Source organism: Undibacterium sp. TJN25, from assembly GCF_049339885.1.
GTDB lineage: Bacteria > Pseudomonadota > Gammaproteobacteria > Burkholderiales > Burkholderiaceae_D > Undibacterium.
In genome coordinates this window covers 23,173-45,236 of record NZ_JBMPPM010000002.1, presented here as the reverse complement: position 1 = coordinate 45,236, position 22,064 = coordinate 23,173, and the positions used below count along the sequence as shown (strand labels likewise).

Below are 22,064 nucleotides of genomic sequence, written 5' to 3'. Positions count from 1 at the left end.
TGAAGGGCAAATTTATCCGCCGGAATTAAGGTGCAAGCATGGGCGCAAGATGGAAAAAAGCAAAGTGTAGCCATGTGCGCGTCAGTAGGGGACACAGGATGAGACAAGGTTCGTCAGGACGTCTATGGCGATGGGCTTTACCAGGTAATGGTCAAACCCCGCCTCCCTGGCCAGATTCCTGTTTTCCGCCTGGCTATACCCTGTGAGAGCGATATAGCAAGGCAAAGGCGGGACCGCATCCAGACGCAGTTGTTTGACGACGGCATAACCGTCCATGCCCGGCAGGCCTATATCGCACAGGACGATGTCGTAGTCATTGTCTTTTGCCAACGCAATGCCGGCCATGCCGTCATACGCGGACGTGGTGGCATGCCCTTCCAGCGTCAGGAAATCGCTCAGCGTGGCATTGACATCGGTATTGTCTTCGATGATCAGGATTTTAAACGCGCGGAATGAAAGGTTTTTTAACGGCGGCTGGTCGATCTTCACCGGCATTTCTGCCGAGACCGGCAGCGTCACGATGAATTCGCTGCCGAAGCCGGCGCCGGCGCTTTTCACCGTCACTGTCCCGCCATGCATTTCCACAATAGCGCGCACCAGCGACAAGCCTATACCCAGCCCGCCTTGCGAACGGTCCAGCGCGTGCGGTCCCTGCTTGAACAGGTCAAAGATGAAGGGCTGGATATCCGGAGCGATGCCGACGCCCTTATCTTTGACGGAAATGACGACGGAACCGTCCGCCAGGTGGGTGGAAAGCGTAATTTCCCCACGTTCCGGCATGAATTTGGTGGCATTGATCAGCAGGTTGGAGAACACCTGCGCCAGACGGACAAGGTCACCGTCTACGGCGACGGCTTCCGCCGGCATTTGTAGGGTAAGAAGCTGCTTGCGCTTATCGATGAAGGGCTGGCTGGTCTCTACCGCGTTTTCAATCACTTCCGACAGCAGCAGCACGCGCTTTTGCAAGGTGATCTTGCCGCTGCTGACGCGCGAAGCATCCAGGAGGTCATCCACCAGGCGGGTCAGGTGATTGACCTGGCGGCAAATGATGGCATGCAGCCTGGGTAGCTGCGGATGAGATATCGTGACTTTGCCCATCAACTCGGCCGCCATCATGATAGGCGCCAGCGGGTTGCGCAACTCGTGCGCCAGCATTGCCAGGAACTCATCCTGCCGGTGCGCGGCGGCTTCGGCCATCGCCTGCAAATCCTGGGCGCTGAAAGTGGCAATGATCAGGTTATGGTTGGCATCGCGCAGCTTCAGCACCAGGTCTTCCAGCGCATCCTTGCCTTTTGCGGCTTCGCGCAACTGGCCCACCGAGGCCACAAGGCCGGCGATCCTGAGACGGACCAGTTCTGCTTCTTCGTCTGCCTGCGTCAGCAGATCGACGACCTTCACCCGCAGCTGTTTCGCATCTTGCGATTGCAGCAACGAAGCATCATCCCTGTTGTGAACGGAAGGCACATACTGCGCCTCGTTTATATCGGTCATGTTGGCTGGAACGGCCCTGTTGATTTGCTTGATTCTGTCGAGTTGCCAGACCGGAAGCTATTGCTTTTACTAGATTGTTACACAGTACTCTTTTTGTTCTACAAACGATATCTATTTAGTTATTAAGCATGTAGGACGATACCGCGCGTCATCAACCTGCAGGTAGTTTCTTTTCATACACACCATCACAAAGGGATGCAGCACGGGAATTCATCAGACCCGGGCTGGCCTGAACCGGGCCAGCGTGCCGGTTCAGGCCAGCTGCATGCGCGGGAGGCGCACTGTAAATATGGTGCCTGCAGCGTCGGTGGAGGCGGCCGCAATGCTGCCGCCATGTGCCTCGGTAATTTCGCGCGCAATGAATAGCCCCAGGCCTATGCTGGTGGAGGGCCGGTCTGCCTCATGCCCATCCATGGAAAGCTGGACCAGTGGATTGAAGATGGTCTGCAAGGAATGCGGAGGAATCACAGGCCCGCGGTTGCTGATATGCACGAATACCGCATCGGGCTCGCCGACCGCAAGTATGGTAATGGGGAAAGTCTTGGAACTATATTGCGCCGCATTGTTGAGCAGGTTGGCGAATACCTGGTGCAGGCGCGCGCTATCAAAATAGCCGGCCAGTTCACCTGAGATTTCCATCCTGAACTCGCAATTCGGGTGGGCTGCACTGGCATCATTCATCGCCGACTGGCAAATGTCGCGCATATTGGACAGGCTCGGCGTCACCGGCATCTCGCCGCCCAGCTGGGTGCGCGCATATTCCAGCAGATCATTGACCATCGTCGTCATTGTCGCGGCGCTGCGCTTGATGCGCGCGCCCACCTTCAGCGTGCGCTCATTACCCACTTCGGCGCGGGACAGGAAATCGCCGGCCATCGTGATGGTCGTCAACGGGCTGCGCAGGTCATGGCCGAGGATGGCGAGAAAAGTATCGCGCGTGCGGGTCGCCCGCTCCGAGTAGGTCACCGCGGATTCAGCCAGCGCCTGGTCTATGGTTTCATTGAACCGTATCATGTCGTTGGTGGTGGCTTCGGTCACGCGTTCTATTTTGGGCAGCCACAGCCGCAGCACGGTGGCCCGCAATGCACGGTATTCGGCCGTCAGTTGCACCAGCGTGAAACCGTTGACCTGCCGCTGGGTGCCATGGATGGACGCCGCGCTTTCCGCGCCGATGCGTGCCGGCGCCATGCCTTTGGATTTTTCGTATTGCTGTGCGGGATTTTCTGCGGTATCGATATCCAGCGCGATCGCCGCCAGCATCTGCCGCGCATGGTCTTCCAGCGCCAGCATGGACATGCCCTTTGCTGCGGGCTGCAAGGTGCGGGCAAAAGAGTCCCATTCAACGAGGATTTCTTCGATGTGTTCGTTGATGAAATGAGAGAGTTTCATTATGCGCCTTATCCACTATGCGGATAAGGCTTGTACCCCGGAAAGGTGACCTGTAACCGCCCCATTGTATCGCTTTAACGTCTGGAAAAACCTTATAGGTGAATATCTTTCCTAAACCGGGTTTTTTGGGCGAATATGTGCCTGCGGTGGCAGGTAAAACGACATTTCTCACACCCCGACGGCTGGCCCCCGATTAAAATTGACAAATAAACAGTCCACAGCGTATCTTTGTGCACGATTTATAGGCCGATTTACAGATCGGCTCATCGACTTATTTGCGGCCCTACCGGGCCGCTGCAAACCGGCCTGCCACCCTGGGCCTGACGGACGGCTTTACCCTGCTACCAACACCAGAAGACTAAACAGATATTCCAACAGGTATCCGATATAACCGGACAAAACAGGACGAGACAAATGCCGAACACCAAGCGCAGAAATTTTCTGTCGAATGCATCCACACTGACACTGGGCGCCCTCGCCTCCGCCACCGGCCTTGCCAGCGGTAGCGCCTTTGCCCAAAGCGCGGAATTCAACCTGAAATTCGCCAGCAACCTGCCCATTACCCATCCGCTGAACGTGCGCGCGAAAGAAGCCGCGGACGCCATCCGCAAGGAAACCAATGGCCGTGTCAGCATACAGATTTTCCCCAGCAGCCAGCTGGGCACCGATACCGACATGCTGTCGCAGGTACGTTCCGGCGCGATAGATTTCTTTACCTTGTCCGGCCTGATCCTGTCCACGCTGGTGCCGGTGGCCTCCATCAACGGCATCGGCTTTGCGTTCAAGGATTACCAGCAGGTATGGCCGGCCATGGATGGCGAGCTCGGCGCCTTCATCCGCAGCAATATAGAAAAAGCCAACCTGCACCCCTTTGAAAAAATCTGGGACAACGGCTTTCGCCAGATCACCAGTTCGTCCAAACCCATCAACACCCCTGCCGACCTGAAGGGCATGAAGATACGCGTGCCGGTCAGCCCCTTGTGGACATCGATGTTCAAGGCCTTTGACGCGGCGCCGGCCAGCATCAATTTCGGTGAAGTCTATTCGGCGCTGCAAACCAGGATTGTAGACGGCGAAGAAAATCCATTGGCCGTGATCCAGACCGCCAAACTGTATGAAGTGCAGAAATACTGCTCGCAGACCAACCACATGTGGGACGGTTTCTGGCTGCTGGCCAGCGGCAAGAACTGGGCCAAGCTGCCGAAAGACATCCAGGCCATCGTCACCAAACATTTCAACAATGCCGCCATCAACGAGCGCGACGACGTGCGCCGGCTGAACAACACGCTGGAAGTGGAACTGAAGACCAAGGGCCTGACCTTTAATGCAGTGAACCCGGACCTGTTCCGCGCAGCGCTGAAAAAATCCGGCTTCTATGCGGAATGGAAGAAGAAGTACGGCGCCGATGCCTGGGCCTTGCTGGAAAAATACACCGGCAAACTGGAATAAAGAAACAGCCTCATGCATACCAGCCAACCACTCGCCGGCGCAGCGGACGCCGGTGTTTCCTTTGCGCCCTCGCCTTATCCAATCCTGAACAAGCTGGACAGGCTGCTCGCCTGGGCCAGCGAAGTGCCGGCCGCCATCCTGGTGGCGCTGGAAATCCTGATCCTGCTGGCCGGCGTCACCTCGCGCTATGTGTTCAATGCACCGATCACCTGGTCGGATGAACTGGCGTCCATCCTCTTTTTGTGGCTGGCGATGCTGGGCGCAGTGATTGCCCTGCGGCGCGGTGAACACATGCGGCTGACCACGCTGGTCAGCCGGCTGCGGCCCGGTGCCAGGCACTGGGTGCAGCTTGCCGCGCAACTGGTGGTGGCGACCTTTGTGCTGGAAATCATCCTGCCGGCGTATGAGTATTTCCAGGACCAGTGGATGATCACGTCACCGGCGCTGGAAATCCATGACGGCCTGCGCGTGGCAGCGATAGGCGTCGGCGCGGTGATGATGATGGCGATCGTGCTGATACGGCTGCTGCAGCAAGCCCGCGGACGGCAACTGCTGATTGCATTGGCCTGCTTCGGTCTGTTGTGCGGTGCATTGTGGGCGGCGCAGCCGCTGTTCTTCAAGCTGGGCAATATCAACCTGCTGATCTTTTTCGTCGGCGTGGTGGCGGTGTGCGTAGGCTGCGGCGTGCCGATTGCCTTTGCCTTCGGCGTGGCGACGCTGTCCTATCTGGCGTTGACGACGCAAACCCCGCTGACCATCGTCGTCAGCCGCATGGATGAGGGCATGTCGGCATTGATCCTGTTGTCGGTGCCGCTGTTCGTCTTCCTCGGCCTGCTGATAGAGATGACCGGGCTGGCCAGGGCGATGGTCGATTTTCTCGCCTCGCTGCTGGGCCATGTGCGCGGCGGCCTCGCTTATGTATTGCTGGGTGCGATGTACTTGGTGTCCGGCATATCCGGCTCCAAAGCAGCGGATATGGCTGCAGTGGCGCCGGCCCTGCTGCCGGAAATGAAAAGGCGCGGCGCCGAAGACGGCCGCATGATTGCGCTGCTGTCCTCCTCCGGCGCGATGTCGGAAACCATACCGCCCAGCCTAGTGCTGATTACGATAGGTTCGGTCACCGGCGTGTCGATTGCGGCGCTGTTTGCCGGCGGCCTGCTGCCGGCGCTGATCGGCGCACTGGCGCTCGCCGTGGTGGTCTTTTTCCACACGCGCAGTGAAGACCTGTCCAGCGTAAAGCGGGCGACCATGGGCCAGATCATCAAGCTGTTCTTCATTGCACTGCCGGCGCTTGCGCTGCCCTTTGTCATCCGCACCGTAGTGGCCGAGGGCATCGCTACCGCAACGGAAGTATCCACCGTGGGCATCGCCTATACCTTCGTGGTCGGCCTACTGATATACCGCCGGTTTGACTGGAAGCGCCTGTACCCGATGCTGGTGGAGACGGCCTCGCTGTCCGGCGCCATCCTGTTCATCATCGGCTGCGCCACCGCCATGGCCTGGGGGTTGACGCAATCCGGCTTCTCCCACCTGCTGGCGGAGAGCATGTCCCTGGTGCCCGGCGGCAAGGCGGGTTTCATGGTGATCTCGGTCTTCGCCTTCGTGATACTGGGCAGCGTGCTGGAAGGCATACCGGCCATCGTATTGTTCGGCCCGCTGTTGTTTCCGGTCGCGCGTGCGGTCGGCATCCATGAAGTGCATTATGCAATGGTAGTAGTGTTTGCAATGGGCCTGGGCCTGTTCGCACCGCCCTTCGGCGTCGGCTTTTATGCCGCCTGCGCGATAGGCCGCGTGAACCCCGACCATGCGATGAAATATGTATGGCCTTACCTGGGCGCGCTGTTTATCGCGCTGATACTGATTGCGGCGGTGCCGTGGATATCGACGGGATTTTTGTGATGGAGAGGATGAGCGTCGTGCCCAAACAGGAAGACCGGCACGTATGAGCAGCCTCGCCGCCCTGCTCGCCGAAGTCCGCGCCTGCACGCTGTGTGCAGAACACCTGCCGCTGGGACCGCGGCCGGTGCTGCAGATGCATGCGTCCGCCCGCATTCTCATCGCCAGCCAGGCGCCGGGCCGCAAAGTACACGAGACCGGCATACCGTTCAATGATGTCAGCGGCGACAGGCTGCGCGAGTGGCTGGGCATGACGCCGGATGTATTTTACGATGCCAGGAAGGTCGCGCTGATGGGGATGGGCTTCTGCTTTCCCGGCAGTTCCAAAGCCGGCGACCTGCCGCCGCGGCCGGAGTGCGCGCCGGCCTGGCGGCAATCCCTGCTGGCCCACCTGCCGAATGTCCGGCTGACGCTGGTCATCGGCCAGTATGCGCAGGCCTATCATTTCCCCGGACCCAAGGCCTCGGTTACCGAAACAGTACAAGCCTGGCGCAAAGGCTGGCCGCATACCGTGCCGCTACCCCACCCCAGCCCACGCAACAGGCTGTGGCTGAAACGCAATCCCTGGTTTGAGGAAGAATTGCTGCCGGAGTTGCGGGTGCTGGTGCGGGAAGTGCTTGCGTGAGGTTCGATTACCCATAAGTAGCCTGGATGGAACGTAGCGTAATCCGGGGTTCAGCCTCAATCCATCTGCAAAGTATGAATTTGGCTTACCCTATGTTTGAATTGTTTTCGTGGACTGCTCCCGGATTGCGCTGCGCTCCATCCAGGCTACCTACTTGTGGTTTTTTTAATCGTCGGTGAGGCGAATATTGACGAGTGAGTGGCGTCTTATCTCCAAGGCCGTAGCACACCATAAGTAGCCTGGATGGAGCGTAGCGTAATCCGGGGTTCAGCCTCAACCATCCTGCAAAGTATGAATTTGGCTCGCACCACGTTTGAATCGTTTTCGTGGACTGCTCCCGGATTGCGCTGCGCTCCATCCAGGCTACCTACTTGTGGTTTTTTTAATCGTCGGTGAGGCGAATATTGACGAGTGAATGGCGTCTTATCTCCAAGGCCGAAGCACACCATAAGTAGCCTGGATGGAGCGTAGCGTAATCCGGGGTTCAGCCTCAATCCATCCTGCAAGGTATGAATTTGACTTGCCCTACGTTTGAATCGTTTTCGTGGAGCGCTCCCGGATTGCGCTGCGCTCCATCCAGGCTACCTATTTAGGATTTTTTTATCGCCGGTGAGGCGAATATTGGCGGGTGAGTGGCATCTTATTTCCAAGGCCGTAGCACACCATAAGTAGCCTGGATGGAGCGCAGCGTAATCCGGGGTTCAGCCTCAACCATCCTGCAAAGTATGAATTTGGCTCGCACCACGTTTGAATCGTTTTAGTGGATCGCTCCCGGATTGCGCTGCGCTCCATCCAGGCTACCTACCCCGGGATTTTTATCGCCGGTGAGGTGAATATTGACGGGTGAGTGTCGTCTTATTTCCAAGGTCGTAGCACACCATACGTAGCCTGGATGGAGCGTAGCGCAATCCGGGGTTCAGCCTTAACCATCCTGCAAAGTATGAATTTGACTTACCCTGCGTTTAAATCGTTTTCGTGGACTGCTCCCGGATTGCGCTTCGTTCCATCCAGGCTACCTACTTGAGATTTTTTAATCGCCGGTGAGGCCAATATTGGCGAGTGAAGTGGCATCTTATTTCCAAGGCCGTAGCACACCATACGTAGCCTGGATGGAGCGTAGCGTAATCCGGGGCTCAGCCTCAATCCATCCTGCAAAGTATGAATTTGGCTTCCCCTACGTTTGAATTGTTTTCGTGGAGCGCTCCCGGATTGCGCTGCGCTCCATCCAGGCTACCTACCCCGCGATTTTTATCGCCGGTGAGGCGAATATTGGCGAGTGAAGTGGCGTCTTATTTCCAAGGTCGTAGCACACCATACGTAGCCTGGATGGAGCGTAGCGCAATCCGGGATTCAGCCTCAATCCGTCCTGCAAGGTATGAATTTGACTTGCCCTACGTTTGAATCGTTTTCGTGGAGCGCTCCCGGATTGCGCTGCGCTCCATCCAGGCTACCTATTTAGGATTTTTTTATCGCCGGTGAGGCGAATATTGGCGGGTGAGTGGCATCTTATTTCCAAGGTCGTAGCACACCATACGTAGCCTGGATGGAGCGTAGCGTAATCCGGGGCTCAGCCTCAATCCATCCTGCAAGGTATGAATTTGGCTCGCACCAAGTTTGAATTATTTTCGTGGACTGCTCCCGGATTGCGCTTCGCTCCATCCAGGCTACCTACTCTGGGATTTTGTATTCGCCAGCTAGTTTAATATTGTCGGCACCGCTGCTGCCACCCCAGTTCAAGGGTAATAAGCCGTCCCGGACAAAACGGTGGAATGAGGAATACGGCCACGCCGAGACTTCGGTGACAAGGCCGTGCTTCACCGGGTTGAAATGGATGTAGTCCACGTGCCTTTGCAAATCCATGTCATCCGTAATTGTGTGTTCCCAATAACGTCGCTGCCATAAATCATACTCGCCCCTTTTGTTCTTCGTCGGGGCAACTCCATTCTGAATCAGGGCATGGGTAAAGTCGCGTTTTATCTTTTTCCAACGCGTGGCATAGTCCGCATCGCCCTCCGGCAAAGTCCAGATGGTATGCAAATGTTCGGGCAATATGACGATGGCATCAATATGAAATGGCTTTGCAATCTGCACGCCTTGAAGCGCTTGCCTCAATAATTCAACGTGGTCCGTCAAATAAGAGGCAAGGCGATTTGTAGAGTGGCTGTAAAGAAGTAGGTACCGCCCGATACAAGGCTTCTCCTGTAGTTGACCATTTCCAGGTGCTAAGTGCTGCAGTACTACCTCAATACATAACCATCTTTACCAATGACCGTCAGCTCAATAAAGCTGATGCCGTCGCGGCTCTTGGGGCCGTAGTTCAAGGTCAAGCCACCCAGATCGTATCCGCCCATGCTTTCCAGCGCAGTAACCAGGCCTTCACGCGTGGGCTTGGCGCCGGCGCGTTTCAGGCCTTCCACCAGTACCTTGGCGGAGATGTAGCCTTCCAGTGTGGGATAGGAATCAGACAGTTCGGAACGGTTCTTCAGCGCCGTGAGGAATTCCTTGGAAATATGCACGCTGGCGCTGCGTGGGTTGGGGAATACCTGCGTCATGCCGAGGCCGCGCGAATCCTTGCCCAGGCCTTGCAGGAACACCTGCGAACTGACATTGGACAAAGTGACCAGCTGCTGACCGCCACCCGCTTCGCGGTATTGCTTGATGAACGCAGCGCATGGCTTGGCGGTACAGAACAGCAGCACGGCCTGCGGCTTGGCCTCAAATATCTTTTTCACCGCGCCTTCCACGGCGACGGTATTGCGTTCGTAATTGGCGATCAGCGGTTCTGGCAGCTTGTTTTTCTTGATGGCTTCTTTCAAGCCTTCCAGCGCATCCAGGCCGAAGGAGTCATTCGACGCCAGCACGGCAAACTGCTTCAGCCCCATGCCGGCCAGTTGGGCAACGGCGGAATGCACCTCATCGCGGTATTTGGTGCGTACGTTAAACAGGTAATGCTGGGCCGGCTCATGCAGCGAGGAGGCGCCGCTGACGGGGGCAATCAGCGGGATCTTTGCTTCGTCGATCAGCGGCAGCACGGCTTCCGTGGTCGGCGTGCCTCGGTACAGGAACAGCGCGAAGGCTTTCTTGTCGGCGATCAGCTTGCGGGTGTTTTCTGCGGTGCGCTTGGGCTCAAAGCCGTCATCCAACGATTCCAGCACGATCTTCCTGCCGAATAAGCCGCCCTGCTTGTTGATGATGTCGAAATACAGCTGCGCGCCGGCGGTCGCCTGCTTCACTTCTTCGGCTGCGGTGCCGGTAAAGCCGGCGGACTGCCCTATCGTGATGGTGTCGGAGGTGATGCCGGGTTCCGCGCGTGCCACGCCGCTTGCCAGCAATGAAGCCAGGCCAAGGCTGACGCCTGCAGCCCAGACCAGTTTTTGATGTACTTTCATTTTGTCCCCATTATTGAAATTGTTAGGCTCAACGTCGTACTGGATCTGTCAGCCTGGAATCCTGCTGCCGTGGCAAGCTGATGCGTGCATCAGCCTGGCGCGTAATATAAAAATTATAATTGCCGTAAGGTATTTTTCTGATGGTATATGTTACCGCTCAGCAATGCAAGGCCATATTGCGCTCACTCCGCGTCAAGCGCTTTGCCGCGGGCGAGAAAGCCTGCATATTCATCCTCGGGCACGAACAGGCCGCCGGTCGTCCACAGGATGTGGTTGGCATTCCCCATCAGAGGCTCCAGCCCGTTTTGTTGTAAATATGCCCTCCCTGCATCCGTCTGCAACAGCATGCCGGGGCCGGCAAAACCGGCGGCGGCGGATGGCTCTATGCGTATGCCTTCGCTGGTCTGCAACTGATATAGATGGCGGAACAACGCATCGTCCTCCACGGTAAATACGCCGGACAGCAGAGGCCGCATGACGTCCACCGCCAGTTCGGAGGCGACCGGCACCGCGAGACCGTCTGCATCGGTGCGGTTATCCAGGCCGATGTCGTAGATGGAGATGCCGGGCCTGTCTGGATACAGCATGCGTAGTAGCACGCAGGGAGACGCCACCGGCTCGGCAAAGAAGCAATGCACGTGCGCGCCGAATACCTGCTTCAGGCCAAAGCTGACGCCGGCCGGTGCGCCACCCACGCCGCAAGGCAGATAAACAAATAAAGGATGCTGCGCGTCCACGACAATGCCTTGCGCATGCAGCTGGGCCTGTAGCCGCGACGCCGCCACCGCATAGCCGAGAAACAGCGACAGCGAATGCTCGTCATCGACAAAATAGCTGTATGGATCGGCCTGCGCTTCGCTGCGGCCGGCCGCCACTGCTTTTTCATAATCGCCCTGGTGCTCCACTACCTGCACGCCGCGCTTGCGCAGGCGCTCTTTTTTCCATTCCTTGGCATCGGCCGACATGTGCACGGCTGCCTTGAAGCCCAGCGCGGAAGCGATTACGCCTATGCTCAGCCCGAGGTTGCCGGTGGAACCCACCGCCACCGTGTATCGGCCAAACAGGCTGCGCGCCTGCGGCCCCGCCAGCTCCAGGTAATCCGATCCGGCATGGATCAGCCCTTGCTCGGTCGCCAGACGTTCGGCAAACTCCAGCACCTCATGGATGCCGCCGCGCGCCTTGATGGAGCCGGCAATCGGCAATGCATGATCGCCCTTGATCCAGATGCGGCCGGCACTGTTGACAGTGTCGGCGCTGCCGCCACCGAGCAGGATATCCTGCAGCCGGGGGACAGCCATCAGTTCCGATTCGATGATGCCGCCGCTGGCAGCGACCTCGGGAAACAGCTGCGCCAACAAAGGCGCGAAACGCTGCAGGCGGTTAGCGGCCTGCTGGATATCTTGCGGATGAGGCTGGCCTCCGGCGTGAGGGACGCTGCCGTGGCCGGGATTCGTCCACAGGAAAGGGGTTTTATTTTGCAGGCTGGCCAATGCATGGCCTTGGTCCTGGCTGGAAATGAGATTCATGCCGCTTTCTTCCGATGTAGATTCCGTGTTGTGGATTTTACACCTTGGGCAATCGGGCAGCTTGTACGCCAGCCATCGTGCTTACTGCCCGGACAAGACCCGCGGCCCCTGCGGCGTATCAATGTGCGCTACCAGGTAGCGCACTTCTCCGGCGGCCAATGCAGAGACGGAAAGCAGTCCGTCCGTTTCCAGCGAACGCAGCAGCGCCGCGATCCGTTGCGGTTCGGGGTGGAATAGTTCCAGCCGGGTCAGCGTCAGGCCCAGGTCAGGCATGCGGCTGGGCGGCAGCGCTTCGGTTTCCCACTGTATCAGCGCCGGGGCCATGCCGCCCAGCGGCGGTGTGCCGTCTTGCGGCACGCTGATCTGCCAGTTCAATGCACCGCGGCTCATCGGCTCTATGTTGCCCAGCGCTTCGGTACTTGCTGCATGGCTGGCATGGATATCTGCTGTTCTTGCGATCCAGGTAGCCAGCCGGGGCGGCGACTCCGGCGTCAAGGCATCCAGCCCGAACCAGCGCGGTCTGGCGGGGGCCTCCGCAGCGGGATTGATGGCGATTACTTCCAGGTATACCGTCTCGCCAAGCCGCAGCAGCATATTGTGCGTGCCCATGCGCGGATGTTCGCCGCCGGGCAACGGTGACACACCCAACGCGCGGTATACATAATCGGCGCCGGCTTCCAAAGTCGGTGCGGTAATGGCGATATGGTCGAGGAAGCAGCGTGGCATAGAGGCGCTTTCGGGGCAGGTTTCAGTCAAAAAGAGTGCCGCAGGTGGTAGTCCGGCTTTGTACGCCACGCTGCATCTGGTCAAAGCCTGCGTCGTGGCCGACGTTGTCAGTCGTCACGCAGTAGCTGTAGCCGGGGCCGCTGATCTTGGTAACCCTGCGCCCGTCCGGGCTGATTCTTTCCTGCATCGTGCGCTCCTGCGAGACACCGGCCGCGGCGATACCTTTCGCCAGCTTTGATTGCATGGTTTCCGGCTGCGCGCGGGCAATGGTAGGGAATTCCTTGCGCAATTCCCTGTCCAGCTTGCCGACACTGCGCATCGCGGTGGCAGTGATGTCGCTGCTAGCCGTGATGGGCGTGGTTTGCGGCGTTTGCGGTGTTTGATCAATGGCTGTTGCCGGCGTTGCTGTGATGCGCGGCGTATTGTCGGGTTGCGCCAGCGGCGGCAAGGGGATATTCACCGGCTGCGGCTTCAATTCATGCACCGGCGGCACAGGTGCAGGACGCGTAGTTTCCAGCGGTTCAGGTGCGGGCGAAAAGAAGCTCAGCACTAGCGGCATGCTGGCATGCCCCTGCACTGCCGCCTGATGCCTTGCCCCTATCCACAGGTAAACGAACAGGATATGCAGCGCGATGATCGCCGGCAATGCCATGCGCCGCAGCGTGCTTTGATGCGTTACGGGTGCCGCGTACAAAGAGAGATATCCGGTCATTGGTTTCCTGTATTGACTTCATGCGACGTTACGCTGCCGGGGCGTTGTTCCGATGCCGGACGCCGGCGAGCAATGATATGACGCTTTCGGCAGCCGTACCAAATCTCTTTTAAGACATTTTCCATTTCACTGCTGCGATCGGCCTGTGTCGCTGCTGTATTGACAGCAGGCGTTTCAGAATAGTTTCAAAAATTTTTACCATTCTTCGAAAAAATCCCTATAATTACTTAACCACTTATATAATTAGCGATATATCTTGATGAAACCAGGACTTGGAACCTTGCTAAGGCATCTGACAGAGCTGCTGGACGGCGCAGTGGAAGCGGCTTATGAGGAAGCGGGTATAGACTACCGTCCGCGCTACACGCCGGTGATGCGCGCGCTGATGCAGCAGTCGCCAGCCACCATAGGACATATTGCTGCAACGGCAGGCATGACGCAGCCGGCGGCAACGCAGACTGTTGCGCTGATGATCAAGAAGGGTCTGGTGTCGGCCGAGGCTGGCGCAGAAGATGGCAGGCAACGGCTGATACAGTTGACGAAACAAGGGCAGGCACTGCTGCCGCTGCTGCAGGAGTGCTGGCGAGCCACCGCCATGGCCGCAGACAGCCTGGAAGCCGACCTGCCCTACTCGCTGCAACAAACACTGGAAGATACGATAAGCGCGCTGGAAGCCAAAAGCTACGGTGCGCGCATCCGCGAAGCCAGGGGAACAATAAAAAAAGACAATGTAGAGGCCGGCACTAAAACACGTACTGCATCCGGCAAAGCGACGAAGCAGGCCGCCGGCCGCAAAAAATCCACGTCATCGTAAATACTCCCAAGGAGCAGCAATGATCGCAGCAAGCCTCGTCACACCCCCTACCCGCAGTGTGGGAAAGCGCATCCTGTATTTTCCGCTGACCAGGATCATCCTGGGCATCCTCGCCACCATGCTGCCGGTGGCGTTGACATTCGGGATAGTGCAGGCAGTGGTCGAAAAATCGATGCGCATCGTCTGGCCCTACCTGCTGGCCACGGCGCTTTGTATCGGCGCCTACCTACTGTATGTGCGGCTGATGGAAAAACGCAGCGCACAGGAGCTGTCGCTGGCGGGCGCCGGCAAGGAACTGGGCGCCGGCCTGCTGTCCGGCACGCTGCTGCTGGCCGTGACGATGGGCGCGCTTGCCCTTGCAGGAGCCTACTCCATCACCGGCAGCAACAATAACGGCACGGCGGTGCTGATTGCGCTGGCAGAACCGGTGATGGTGGGCTTCTTTGAAGAGATACTGTTTCGCGGCGTGATTTTCCGGATACTGGAAAAATCCCTGGGAACCCGTATCGCGCTGATCTTGTCCGGCGTCATTTTTGCGCTGTCGCATGCGCCCAACGCCGGCGTCACTTTGCTTGCCATCGCCATCACCTTTGTGGCGGGCATCATGTTTACGGCTGCCTATATGGCTACCCGCCGCCTGTGGCTGGCGATAGGCATCCATATTGCATGGAACTTCTGCCTGGGCGACATCTTCTCTGTCGCGGTATCCGGACATCCGGCCAAAGGACTGCTTCAAGGACAGCTGAGCGGCCCGCAATGGCTGACCGGCGGAGACTACGGCGTGGAAGGCTCGATTGCCGCGCTGCTCACCGTGACGCTGGCAAGTATCTACCTGCTGGTGCGCGCCGGACGCCGGGAGGATTACATCCGCCCTTTCTGGGCACAGAAACCCGTCGGTTAAAGACTAAAATAAGGACTAAAATAAGGACTAAAAAAAAGTAGGGTGCGTTAGCGAAGCGTAACGTACCGAATTCCGGGCAATCCTTTACCATCAACTTTCAACGATAAAGCTGATTCAACGGCACTGGATTATCCTATGCATTACGCGTCCAGTATGCGTCCATTAAGAGTACATTAGGCGTCCATTAGGCGTCCATTAAGCGTCCCTTAAGCATTCGCTAACCCCACAGAGAAACCGGCATGCTGGCGCAGGCCGTTCTTTCCATTTGCTGGCAACGCGCGTTACAAATTGTTTCAGCATTAACACGATACCGGTCATCGTTAAGACCGTTCATTGCGTTCTAGCTCCTATACTGAAGCAATTCTGAACCAATAACAGCCGTAATCACCTTTGAGGCACCCTAATATGCCTGCTCCTCCCGCGCTGAAACCCCACTTCGCTCTCGCCTTCACCACTGGCTGCGGCCTATTGCTGCCCATGCTGCTGCTTGCCGGCTGTGCATCCACTGGTACAGGGCAAGCGTCCGGCCAACCGCTGAAGCAGGCCGAGCTGACCAATGCGCTCAACCGCATCAGCTGGGGTGTCACCTCCTCCGCCGAACAGCAGGCGCAGGCGCTTGGCTACGACCGCTATCTGGAACAGCAGCTGCACCCTGCCGCCGCAACGTTGCCACCCCAGGTGCAGGCGCAGATCGCGGCAATGACCATATCGCAGCGGCCGGTAGAGCAACTGAACCTGGAACTGGAGCAGCGCCGCAAGGATGCCGACGCCATTACCAGCGATGATGAAAAAAAGGCGGCCCAACAAGCCTACCAGCAGGAGCTGAACCGGCTGGCGCGAGAATCGGCCACCCGCTCATTGCTGCGCGACCTGTATTCATCCAACCAGCTGCAGGAACAGATGACCTGGTTCTGGATGAACCATTTCAACGTCCACCAGGGGAAAAGCAATATCCGCCTGCTGGTCGGCGATTATGAAGAGAAGGCGATACGCCCGCATGCATTAGGCAAGTTCCGCGATCTGCTGGCCGCCACGCTGCACCATCCGGCGATGATACGCTACCTGGATAATGAGCAGAACGCCGTCAACCGCATCAATGAAAACTATGCGCGCGAGCTGATGGAGCTGCACACGCTGGGCGTCAACGGCGGCTACAGCCAGCGCGATGTGCAGGAAATGGCGCGCATCCTGACCGGCGTCGGCGTCAACATGGGCAACAATACGCCGAACGTCAAAAAGGAGTTGCAGGGCCAGTATGTGCACCAGGGCATGTTTGAATTCAACCCCAATCGCCACGACTACGGCAACAAGCAGTTCCTGGGGCAGACAGTGCGCGGCCGCGGCCTGACGGAAGTGGACGAAGCGATCGCAAAGCTGAGCAGCAGCCCTGCCACCGCGCACTTCATCAGCCGCAAGCTGGCGGTCTATTTCGTCGCGGACGAACCGCCACCGGCGCTGGTGGAAAGCATGGCGCAGACTTTCCTTAAAACCGATGGCGACATTGCCGCCACGCTGCGAACCATGTTCACCTCGCCAGAATTCACGCAGTCGCTGGCGCATAAATTCAAGGACCCGGTGCATTATGTGGTTTCCGCCGTGCGCCTGGCCTACGACGACAAGGCCATCCTGAACGCCGGCCCTATGCTGAACTGGCTCAACCGCATGGGCGAGCCGCTGTATGGCCGCCAGACGCCGGACGGCTATCCGCTGACGGAAGCATCGTGGGCCAGCCCCGGCCAGATGAATACCCGGTTTGAGATCGCCAAGGCCATAGGTTCCGGCAATGCCGGCCTGTTCAAGACCGACGGCCCGCAGCCGCAGGAACGCGCCGCCTTCCCGCAGCTGGCCAATGCGCTGTATTACCAGTCGCTGCAAAAAACGCTGAGCCCGGCCACACGCCAGGTGCTGGACCAGGCGAGTTCGCCGCAGGAATGGAATACCTTCCTGCTGTCGTCGCCTGAATTGATGCACCGCTAAGGTGTTGTTGAGAACGGAGAACATGATGAAACGCCGCACCTTGCTGAAGTCCCTGACCTCCCTTGCCATGCTGCCTGCCGCCTCGTTTGCCGGCAAGCTGTGGGCCGCGCCGGCGACCAAGACCCGGCTGCTGTTTGTCTTCATGCGCGGCGGCTATGATGCCGCCAACCTGCTGGTGCCGATTTCCAGCCAGTTCTATTACCAGGCACGGCCCAACATCGCCGTGCCCAAACCCGGCGCCGACCTGAATTCGGCACTGCCCATCAACGCAGACTGGGGCCTGCACCCGGCGCTACGCGAGAGCATTTACCCGCTGTTCACCGCCGGCCAGGCAGCCTTTGTGCCGTTTGCCGGTACCGAGGATGTGTCGCGCAGCCATTTTGAAACCCAGGACAGCATAGAGCTGGGTCAGCCGCTGGACCGCAGCCGCGATTACCGCTCCGGTTTCCTGAACCGGCTGGCAGGCATCCTCAATGTGGACACCACGGCGGCCATTTCCTTTACCGACCAGTTGCCGCTGATCATGCAGGGTGGCGTGCAGATTCCGAATACGGCTTTGCGCTCCGTTGGCAAACCCGCCGTGGATGCGCGCCAGAGCAAGCTGATCGCTTCCATGTACCAGGGCACGCCGTTGGCGCAGCAGGTCAATGAAGGTTTTACCGTGCGCGACGACGTCATGAAGGAAATGATAGGCGAGATGGATGCCGCCAACCGCAATGCCATTACCGCCAAAGGCTTTGAACTGGAAGCCCGCCGCATCGCCAAGCTGATGAAGGATAAATACAACATCGGCTTCGTCGATGTCGGCGGCTGGGATACCCATGTCGGCGAAGGCGGCGCCACCGGCTACCTGGCCGGCAGGCTGGATGAACTGGGGCGTGGCCTGGCAGGCTTTGCGCAGGAGATGGGCAGCGACTGGAAGGATACGGTCGTCATCGTTGTCAGCGAATTCGGCCGCACCTTCCGCGAAAACGGCAACCGCGGCACCGACCACGGCCACGGCAGCGTCTACTGGGTGCTAGGCGGCGGCATACACGGCGGCCAGGTCATGGGTGAACAGATACGGGTGGAACAGGCAACGCTGTTCCAGAACCGCGATTATCCTGTGCTGAATGAATATCGCGCCATGTTCGGCGGCATGTTTGCACGCATGTACGGGCTCAATGCAGGCCAGGTGGAACGCGTGTTCGGCGTCAGGGGCAAGGATATCGGACTGATATAGCACGCGGAGCGCTTTGCATCACGTCAATGCAGCTGCGCTTTCTCCGTCTCGCTGAGTTCGCGGTGGCCGTAGCTGACGACCCGGCTGATGCGCCAGCGGCCTTCCTTGTTCTCCCAGATCATCAGGAACTTTGCCGCGCCTTCGCATCGCCCGTTTTCAGTCTGGCAAAAAATATGCTCCCCCTCTTCCACCGCGCCAAAATCCTTGATCGGATAAATCCTAAGACTCTCGCCCAGCAGCTGCCTGCGCACTTTATTGCAGATATATTGACGTGTGCTGGCAATGACACTGGCGCGGTCAAAGGTTGCGCCGCCGTTGTCATGATAAAACTCGACATCGGGGGTAAACAGGCTTTCGAATTTCTCCATGTCGCAGCGGTTGTAGGCGTCGAAGACCTCGGCGTCCAGCTCCGCAATTTTCCGGCTTAGGGCGGCATTGTCTTGCTGCGGCGCGGCAAAACTTTGCGGCGCTACTGCCAATAGCAAAGCAGTAGCTGCCATGATGCTGAGCAGGGAATGATATTTTTTGCGCGCCATTTTTACTCCCCTACGTGTTTTCACTGCCGTATAGTAAATTTACCCGCACCACCGCGCCAGCGGCATCGGATAAACGGCATGATGGGAAGGTCGAACAGCAGCATGCGGGGATGAACGGTGCGCCCTTGCCTGCATCGGCGCCGGCGTTTTTCAGTTACAAATTCCTCATTGTTTTTTTATACTCCGCCCACATCTTCAGTATCAGTATGAATTCGGGTCAGCAGACCTATTTGCAATGGAGTATTACGATGACGCCAGTAAGGACATCGTCTTTGGACAAGACAAGTTACGATCCCAACCGTTTGTTAAACACCATCAAAGAAAGATTGAAGTTACGCGACGATGCCGCACTTTCCCGCGTACTTGCCGTTTCCCGCCCCATCATCCACCTGATACGACAGCATTCCGTGCCGGTAGGCGCGTGGCTGTTGATGCGCATGCAGGAAGTCAGCCAGATCAGCGTTGAGGAATTGCGCAGCCTGATGGGCGACCGCCGGCAAAGAATCAGGGTTGCCATTCTGCAGAGAAATACCATCCCGGCATAGGCCTCCGCAGTTGCGCGCTCTTTCCCCGCGTGATCGGTTAAAATCGTGCACTTTCCCGCGCCGCTGCTGAGCGGGCGAGGGAAATCCGATTCCTATTTTACGGGAAACCGATATGCTGAAAAACCTGGGTTGCGCTACCTTGCTGGCCGCTTCCGCCGTCGCTGTGGGCACGGCGGCTGCTGCACCGATGAGTCTGAAAAACTACATGGACCTGCAGGGGCCGGAGCCGGATGTGCACCTCGCCTACGGCACCCAGCCCTCGCAATTCGTGGAGCTGTTCAAACCCGAGGGACATGGCCCTTTTCCTGTCGCCATCGTCATCCACGGCGGTTGCTGGACAGTTGAGTTCGGCGGTATAAAGCAGATGCATAACGTCGCCGGCGACCTCGCCCGGCGCGGCATTGCAGTGTGGAACGTGGAGTACCGGCGCGTGGATGAAGAAGGCGGCGGTTATCCCGGCACCTACCAGGACATCAGCGCGGCACTCAACCTGCTGCAAGCCAGCGCCGGCAAATATGGACTGGACGCCAACCGCGTCGTTGCCATCGGCCATTCCGCCGGCGGCCAGCTGGCCCAGTGGGCAGCGGCCAGAAAAAAACTGCCGGTATCCAGCCCGCTGTACCAGCCTGATCCGCTGCCGATTCCCGTAGTGATCAGCCTGGGAGGCCTGGCGGATTTGCGACGCGAAGAAAAACTGATCAAGTCCAGCTGCGACCGCGACATGGTGCAGCTGACCGGCACGCCCAGCACCATGCGACCCGACGTTTTCTCCGACACCTCGTCGGCAGAAATGCTGCCTGTCGGCGGCAGCACGATACTGATCAACGGCGAACTGGATACGGTGTCGCCGCCGCGCGTCGGCGAAGATTATGCGAAGCGGGCCAGGGAGGCCGGCGACCATGCAGAAGCCATCATCCTCACCGGCGCCAGCCACTACGATGAAATAGCCGCGACCTCGCCGTCATGGAAGATCGTGCTGGCCCACATCCTGAAAGCACTCGGCATGCCGCAGGCGGCGGAAAAATAAGCAAGCGGCGGAAAAATAAGCAGGTGTCGGGAAAATAAAAAAGGCGGCCCGCGTAAGCAGGGCCGCCTTTTTCATCGTTGCTTGCAGTGCTCCGCTGGAGCACCATGAGTGCAATAGAAGTGCACCATTGCTGCCGCTAAAGCTATATTCGCCCGGTCAGCAAAAGCACAATCAGGATAATCACAATCAGCCCCGTTGCACCGCTGGGACCGTAACCCCAGCTGCGGCTATGCGGCCACGCGGGGAATGCGCCTACCAGTATCAAAATCAAGATAATCAATAAAATCAGTCCGAGGCTCATTGCATTCTCCTTATCATTGTCTATCGGCATCGCGCGTGCCCCGGTATTGGGGTGTGCAGTAAAAATGTGCTGCACAAAGCCGCGACGTACGACTGAAGATATAGGCAATGGCAAAGCCCGTCGGTGGGGCAGCACACTTAAGTGCAAGCTTTTTATGCCGCCCCGCCAGTCCCTCACCGGCGTGAGGGACTGGCGGGCTGAAATTCAGACTGTCAGACTGCAACAGGCGAAGGATTACGCTCTGCAAATCCGCGTTGGTGCCAGTAAGGATAAGGCGGAATAAACGCGCTGGCGGCATCCAGGCGCTTGATATGTTCGGCTGACAGCGTCCAGCCGACGGCGCCAAGATTATCCCTCAGTTGCGCCTCGTCGCGTGCGCCGATGATGACGGAAGCGACCGTAGGCCGTTGCAACAGCCAGTTCAGCGCGATCTGCGGCAGCGTCTTGCCGGTTTCCTGCGCAACGGCGTCCAGCGCATCGACAACACGGAACAGGATCTCGTCGCTGACCGGCGGCCCGAATTCGGCCGTCTTGTGCAGCCGGCTTTGTTCCGGCAAGCCGGTGCCGCGGCGGATCTTGCCGGTGAGCCGGCCCCAGCCCAGCGGGCTCCACACGACAGCGGACACGCCCTGGTCTATGCCGAGCGGCATCAGCTCCGATTCATAATCGCGGCCTATCAGCGAATAATAAGCCTGGTGTGCGACATAGCGCGTCAGGCCGTTCTTTTCGGAGGCGGCCAGCGATTTCATCAAATGCCAGCCCGAGAAATTGGATACGCCGATATACCGTATTTTGCCGGCCTGCACCAGGTCGTCCAGCGTGCGCAGCACTTCTTCCACCGGCGTCAGCGCGTCGAAACCATGCAGCTGGAACAGGTCAATATAATCGGTATCCAGCCGGCGCAATGCGCCTTCCACTGAACGTATCAGGTGGTGCCGCGACGAGCCCACATTGTTGGGCTCCTTTCCCATGCGGAAGGTGGCCTTGGTGGACACGATCACCTTGTCGCGCCGCCCCTGTATCGCCTTGCCGAGTATCTCTTCGGCCAGGCCGGCCGAATACACATCGGCGCTGTCGAACATGTTCACGCCGGACTCCAGGCAGATATCCACCAGGCGCCGCGCACCCTCGACGTCGGTGGAACCCCAGGCACGGAACAGCTCGCCACCGCCGCCGAAAGTACCGGTACCCATGCTCAATGCCGGCACCATGAAGCCGGAGGCTCCCAGTCTTCGATTTTCCATATGCGTTTTCCTTGAATAGATGAAAGCCGGATACCGGCAAAAAGATGCATTTCAGTCACTGCACGGCTATCTTAACCGGGTTGCGGTTCCCGTGATGCCAAGGGCAGAATTCCGTTCCATGACAAGCCCGGAGATGATGGCGATAGAGAGTAAAAAAGCGCATTCGTCATGCTTTACCGGCAATATTTGATGCATTTCATTACAATTCTGGAAGCTCCCGGCTGGCTCCCGGAGCGTGCGCTTTGGGGTATCATCCATCCCTAAACTTTTACCTTGCTGTAAGTACAAGTGAGT

At 58.3% G+C, this 22,064-nt stretch carries 19 protein-coding genes; 9 read left to right on the top strand and 10 right to left on the bottom strand.

What is annotated here, in order from left to right:
* Positions 1–81: 81 nt before the first annotated feature.
* Together ACO0LO_RS03790 and ACO0LO_RS03785 are read right to left on the bottom strand one after the other, a co-directional pair.
* Complete coding sequence (locus ACO0LO_RS03790) at positions 82–1,491, bottom strand: hybrid sensor histidine kinase/response regulator (protein ID WP_422962865.1); 1,410 nt, start codon at positions 1,489–1,491, stop codon at positions 82–84.
* A 252-nt stretch (positions 1,492–1,743) separates the two neighbouring features.
* Complete coding sequence (locus tag ACO0LO_RS03785) at positions 1,744–2,880, bottom strand: sensor histidine kinase (RefSeq protein ID WP_422962864.1); 1,137 nt, start codon at positions 2,878–2,880, stop codon at positions 1,744–1,746.
* Positions 2,881–3,294: 414 nt separating this feature from the next.
* On the opposite strand from ACO0LO_RS03785, the gene ACO0LO_RS03780 reads away from it, so the two are divergent.
* Genes ACO0LO_RS03780 through ACO0LO_RS03770 form a run of 3 tightly spaced genes read left to right on the top strand, consistent with a single transcriptional unit; the run spans position 3,295 to position 6,850 of the window.
* Positions 3,295–4,329 (top strand): TRAP transporter substrate-binding protein, encoded by a 1,035-nt coding sequence (locus tag ACO0LO_RS03780; RefSeq protein ID WP_422962863.1) that lies wholly within the window; start codon positions 3,295–3,297, stop codon positions 4,327–4,329.
* A 12-nt stretch (positions 4,330–4,341) separates the two neighbouring features.
* Entirely contained in the window at positions 4,342–6,228 is a 1,887-nt protein-coding gene (locus tag ACO0LO_RS03775) for a TRAP transporter large permease subunit (RefSeq protein WP_422962862.1), read from the top strand.
* 43 nt (positions 6,229–6,271) lie between these two features.
* Positions 6,272–6,850, top strand: coding sequence for a uracil-DNA glycosylase family protein (locus ACO0LO_RS03770; RefSeq protein ID WP_422962861.1), 579 nt, complete (start codon positions 6,272–6,274; stop codon positions 6,848–6,850).
* A 1,668-nt stretch (positions 6,851–8,518) separates the two neighbouring features.
* Here the strand turns inward: ACO0LO_RS03770 and ACO0LO_RS03765 are convergent.
* The 5 genes from ACO0LO_RS03765 to ACO0LO_RS03745 all read right to left on the bottom strand — a co-directional run bounded on the left by ACO0LO_RS03765 (position 8,519) and on the right by ACO0LO_RS03745 (position 13,203).
* Positions 8,519–8,983 carry an REP-associated tyrosine transposase gene (locus ACO0LO_RS03765; protein WP_422962860.1) on the bottom strand — a complete coding sequence of 155 codons (465 nt, stop codon included), beginning with the start codon at positions 8,981–8,983 and terminating at the stop codon, positions 8,519–8,521.
* A gap of 104 nt (positions 8,984–9,087) precedes the next feature.
* Positions 9,088–10,239 (bottom strand): ABC transporter substrate-binding protein, encoded by a 1,152-nt coding sequence (locus ACO0LO_RS03760; protein WP_422962859.1) that lies wholly within the window; start codon positions 10,237–10,239, stop codon positions 9,088–9,090.
* A 182-nt stretch (positions 10,240–10,421) separates the two neighbouring features.
* Positions 10,422–11,765: a D-serine ammonia-lyase gene (locus tag ACO0LO_RS03755; protein ID WP_422962858.1), complete on the bottom strand. Its 1,344-nt coding sequence runs from the start codon at positions 11,763–11,765 to the stop codon at positions 10,422–10,424.
* 81 nt (positions 11,766–11,846) lie between these two features.
* Positions 11,847–12,491, bottom strand: coding sequence for a VOC family protein (locus tag ACO0LO_RS03750; RefSeq protein WP_422962857.1), 645 nt, complete (start codon positions 12,489–12,491; stop codon positions 11,847–11,849).
* Between the two features lie 22 nt (positions 12,492–12,513).
* Positions 12,514–13,203: a hypothetical protein gene (locus ACO0LO_RS03745; RefSeq protein WP_422962856.1), complete on the bottom strand. Its 690-nt coding sequence runs from the start codon at positions 13,201–13,203 to the stop codon at positions 12,514–12,516.
* Positions 13,204–13,462: 259 nt separating this feature from the next.
* On the opposite strand from ACO0LO_RS03745, the gene ACO0LO_RS03740 reads away from it, so the two are divergent.
* The 4 genes from ACO0LO_RS03740 (at position 13,463) to ACO0LO_RS03725 (ending at position 18,117) form a co-directional block, all read left to right on the top strand.
* On the top strand, positions 13,463–14,017 hold the full coding sequence (locus tag ACO0LO_RS03740; protein WP_422962855.1) for a MarR family winged helix-turn-helix transcriptional regulator: 555 nt from the start codon (positions 13,463–13,465) through the stop codon (positions 14,015–14,017).
* Positions 14,018–14,036: 19 nt separating this feature from the next.
* Positions 14,037–14,918, top strand: coding sequence for a lysostaphin resistance A-like protein (locus tag ACO0LO_RS03735; RefSeq protein ID WP_422962854.1), 882 nt, complete (start codon positions 14,037–14,039; stop codon positions 14,916–14,918).
* Positions 14,919–15,323: 405 nt separating this feature from the next.
* A complete protein-coding gene (locus ACO0LO_RS03730; protein WP_422962853.1) occupies positions 15,324–16,895 on the top strand; it encodes a DUF1800 domain-containing protein in 1,572 nt (523 codons plus the stop codon).
* Between the two features lie 25 nt (positions 16,896–16,920).
* Positions 16,921–18,117 carry a DUF1501 domain-containing protein gene (locus ACO0LO_RS03725; RefSeq protein WP_422963473.1) on the top strand — a complete coding sequence of 399 codons (1,197 nt, stop codon included), beginning with the start codon at positions 16,921–16,923 and terminating at the stop codon, positions 18,115–18,117.
* A gap of 23 nt (positions 18,118–18,140) precedes the next feature.
* Here ACO0LO_RS03725 and ACO0LO_RS03720 read toward each other — a convergent pair whose 3' ends face one another.
* A complete protein-coding gene (locus ACO0LO_RS03720; protein WP_422962852.1) occupies positions 18,141–18,653 on the bottom strand; it encodes a nuclear transport factor 2 family protein in 513 nt (170 codons plus the stop codon).
* A 272-nt stretch (positions 18,654–18,925) separates the two neighbouring features.
* Here ACO0LO_RS03720 and ACO0LO_RS03715 point away from each other — a divergent pair, with 272 nt between their 5' ends.
* Both ACO0LO_RS03715 and ACO0LO_RS03710 read left to right on the top strand, forming a co-directional pair.
* The gene (locus ACO0LO_RS03715) at positions 18,926–19,198 is read left to right on the top strand and encodes a hypothetical protein (protein ID WP_422962851.1); all 273 of its coding nucleotides are present in this window, start codon (positions 18,926–18,928) and stop codon (positions 19,196–19,198) included.
* Positions 19,199–19,310: 112 nt separating this feature from the next.
* Complete coding sequence (locus ACO0LO_RS03710) at positions 19,311–20,225, top strand: alpha/beta hydrolase (RefSeq protein WP_422962850.1); 915 nt, start codon at positions 19,311–19,313, stop codon at positions 20,223–20,225.
* Positions 20,226–20,367: 142 nt separating this feature from the next.
* On the opposite strand, the gene ACO0LO_RS03705 is transcribed toward ACO0LO_RS03710, so the two are convergent.
* Both ACO0LO_RS03705 and ACO0LO_RS03700 read right to left on the bottom strand, forming a co-directional pair.
* Positions 20,368–20,526, bottom strand: a complete 159-nt coding sequence (locus ACO0LO_RS03705) for a DUF3309 domain-containing protein (protein ID WP_422962849.1) — start codon at positions 20,524–20,526, stop codon at positions 20,368–20,370.
* A gap of 212 nt (positions 20,527–20,738) precedes the next feature.
* Positions 20,739–21,770 (bottom strand): aldo/keto reductase, encoded by a 1,032-nt coding sequence (locus ACO0LO_RS03700; protein ID WP_422962848.1) that lies wholly within the window; start codon positions 21,768–21,770, stop codon positions 20,739–20,741.
* Positions 21,771–22,064: the final 294 nt, after the last annotated feature.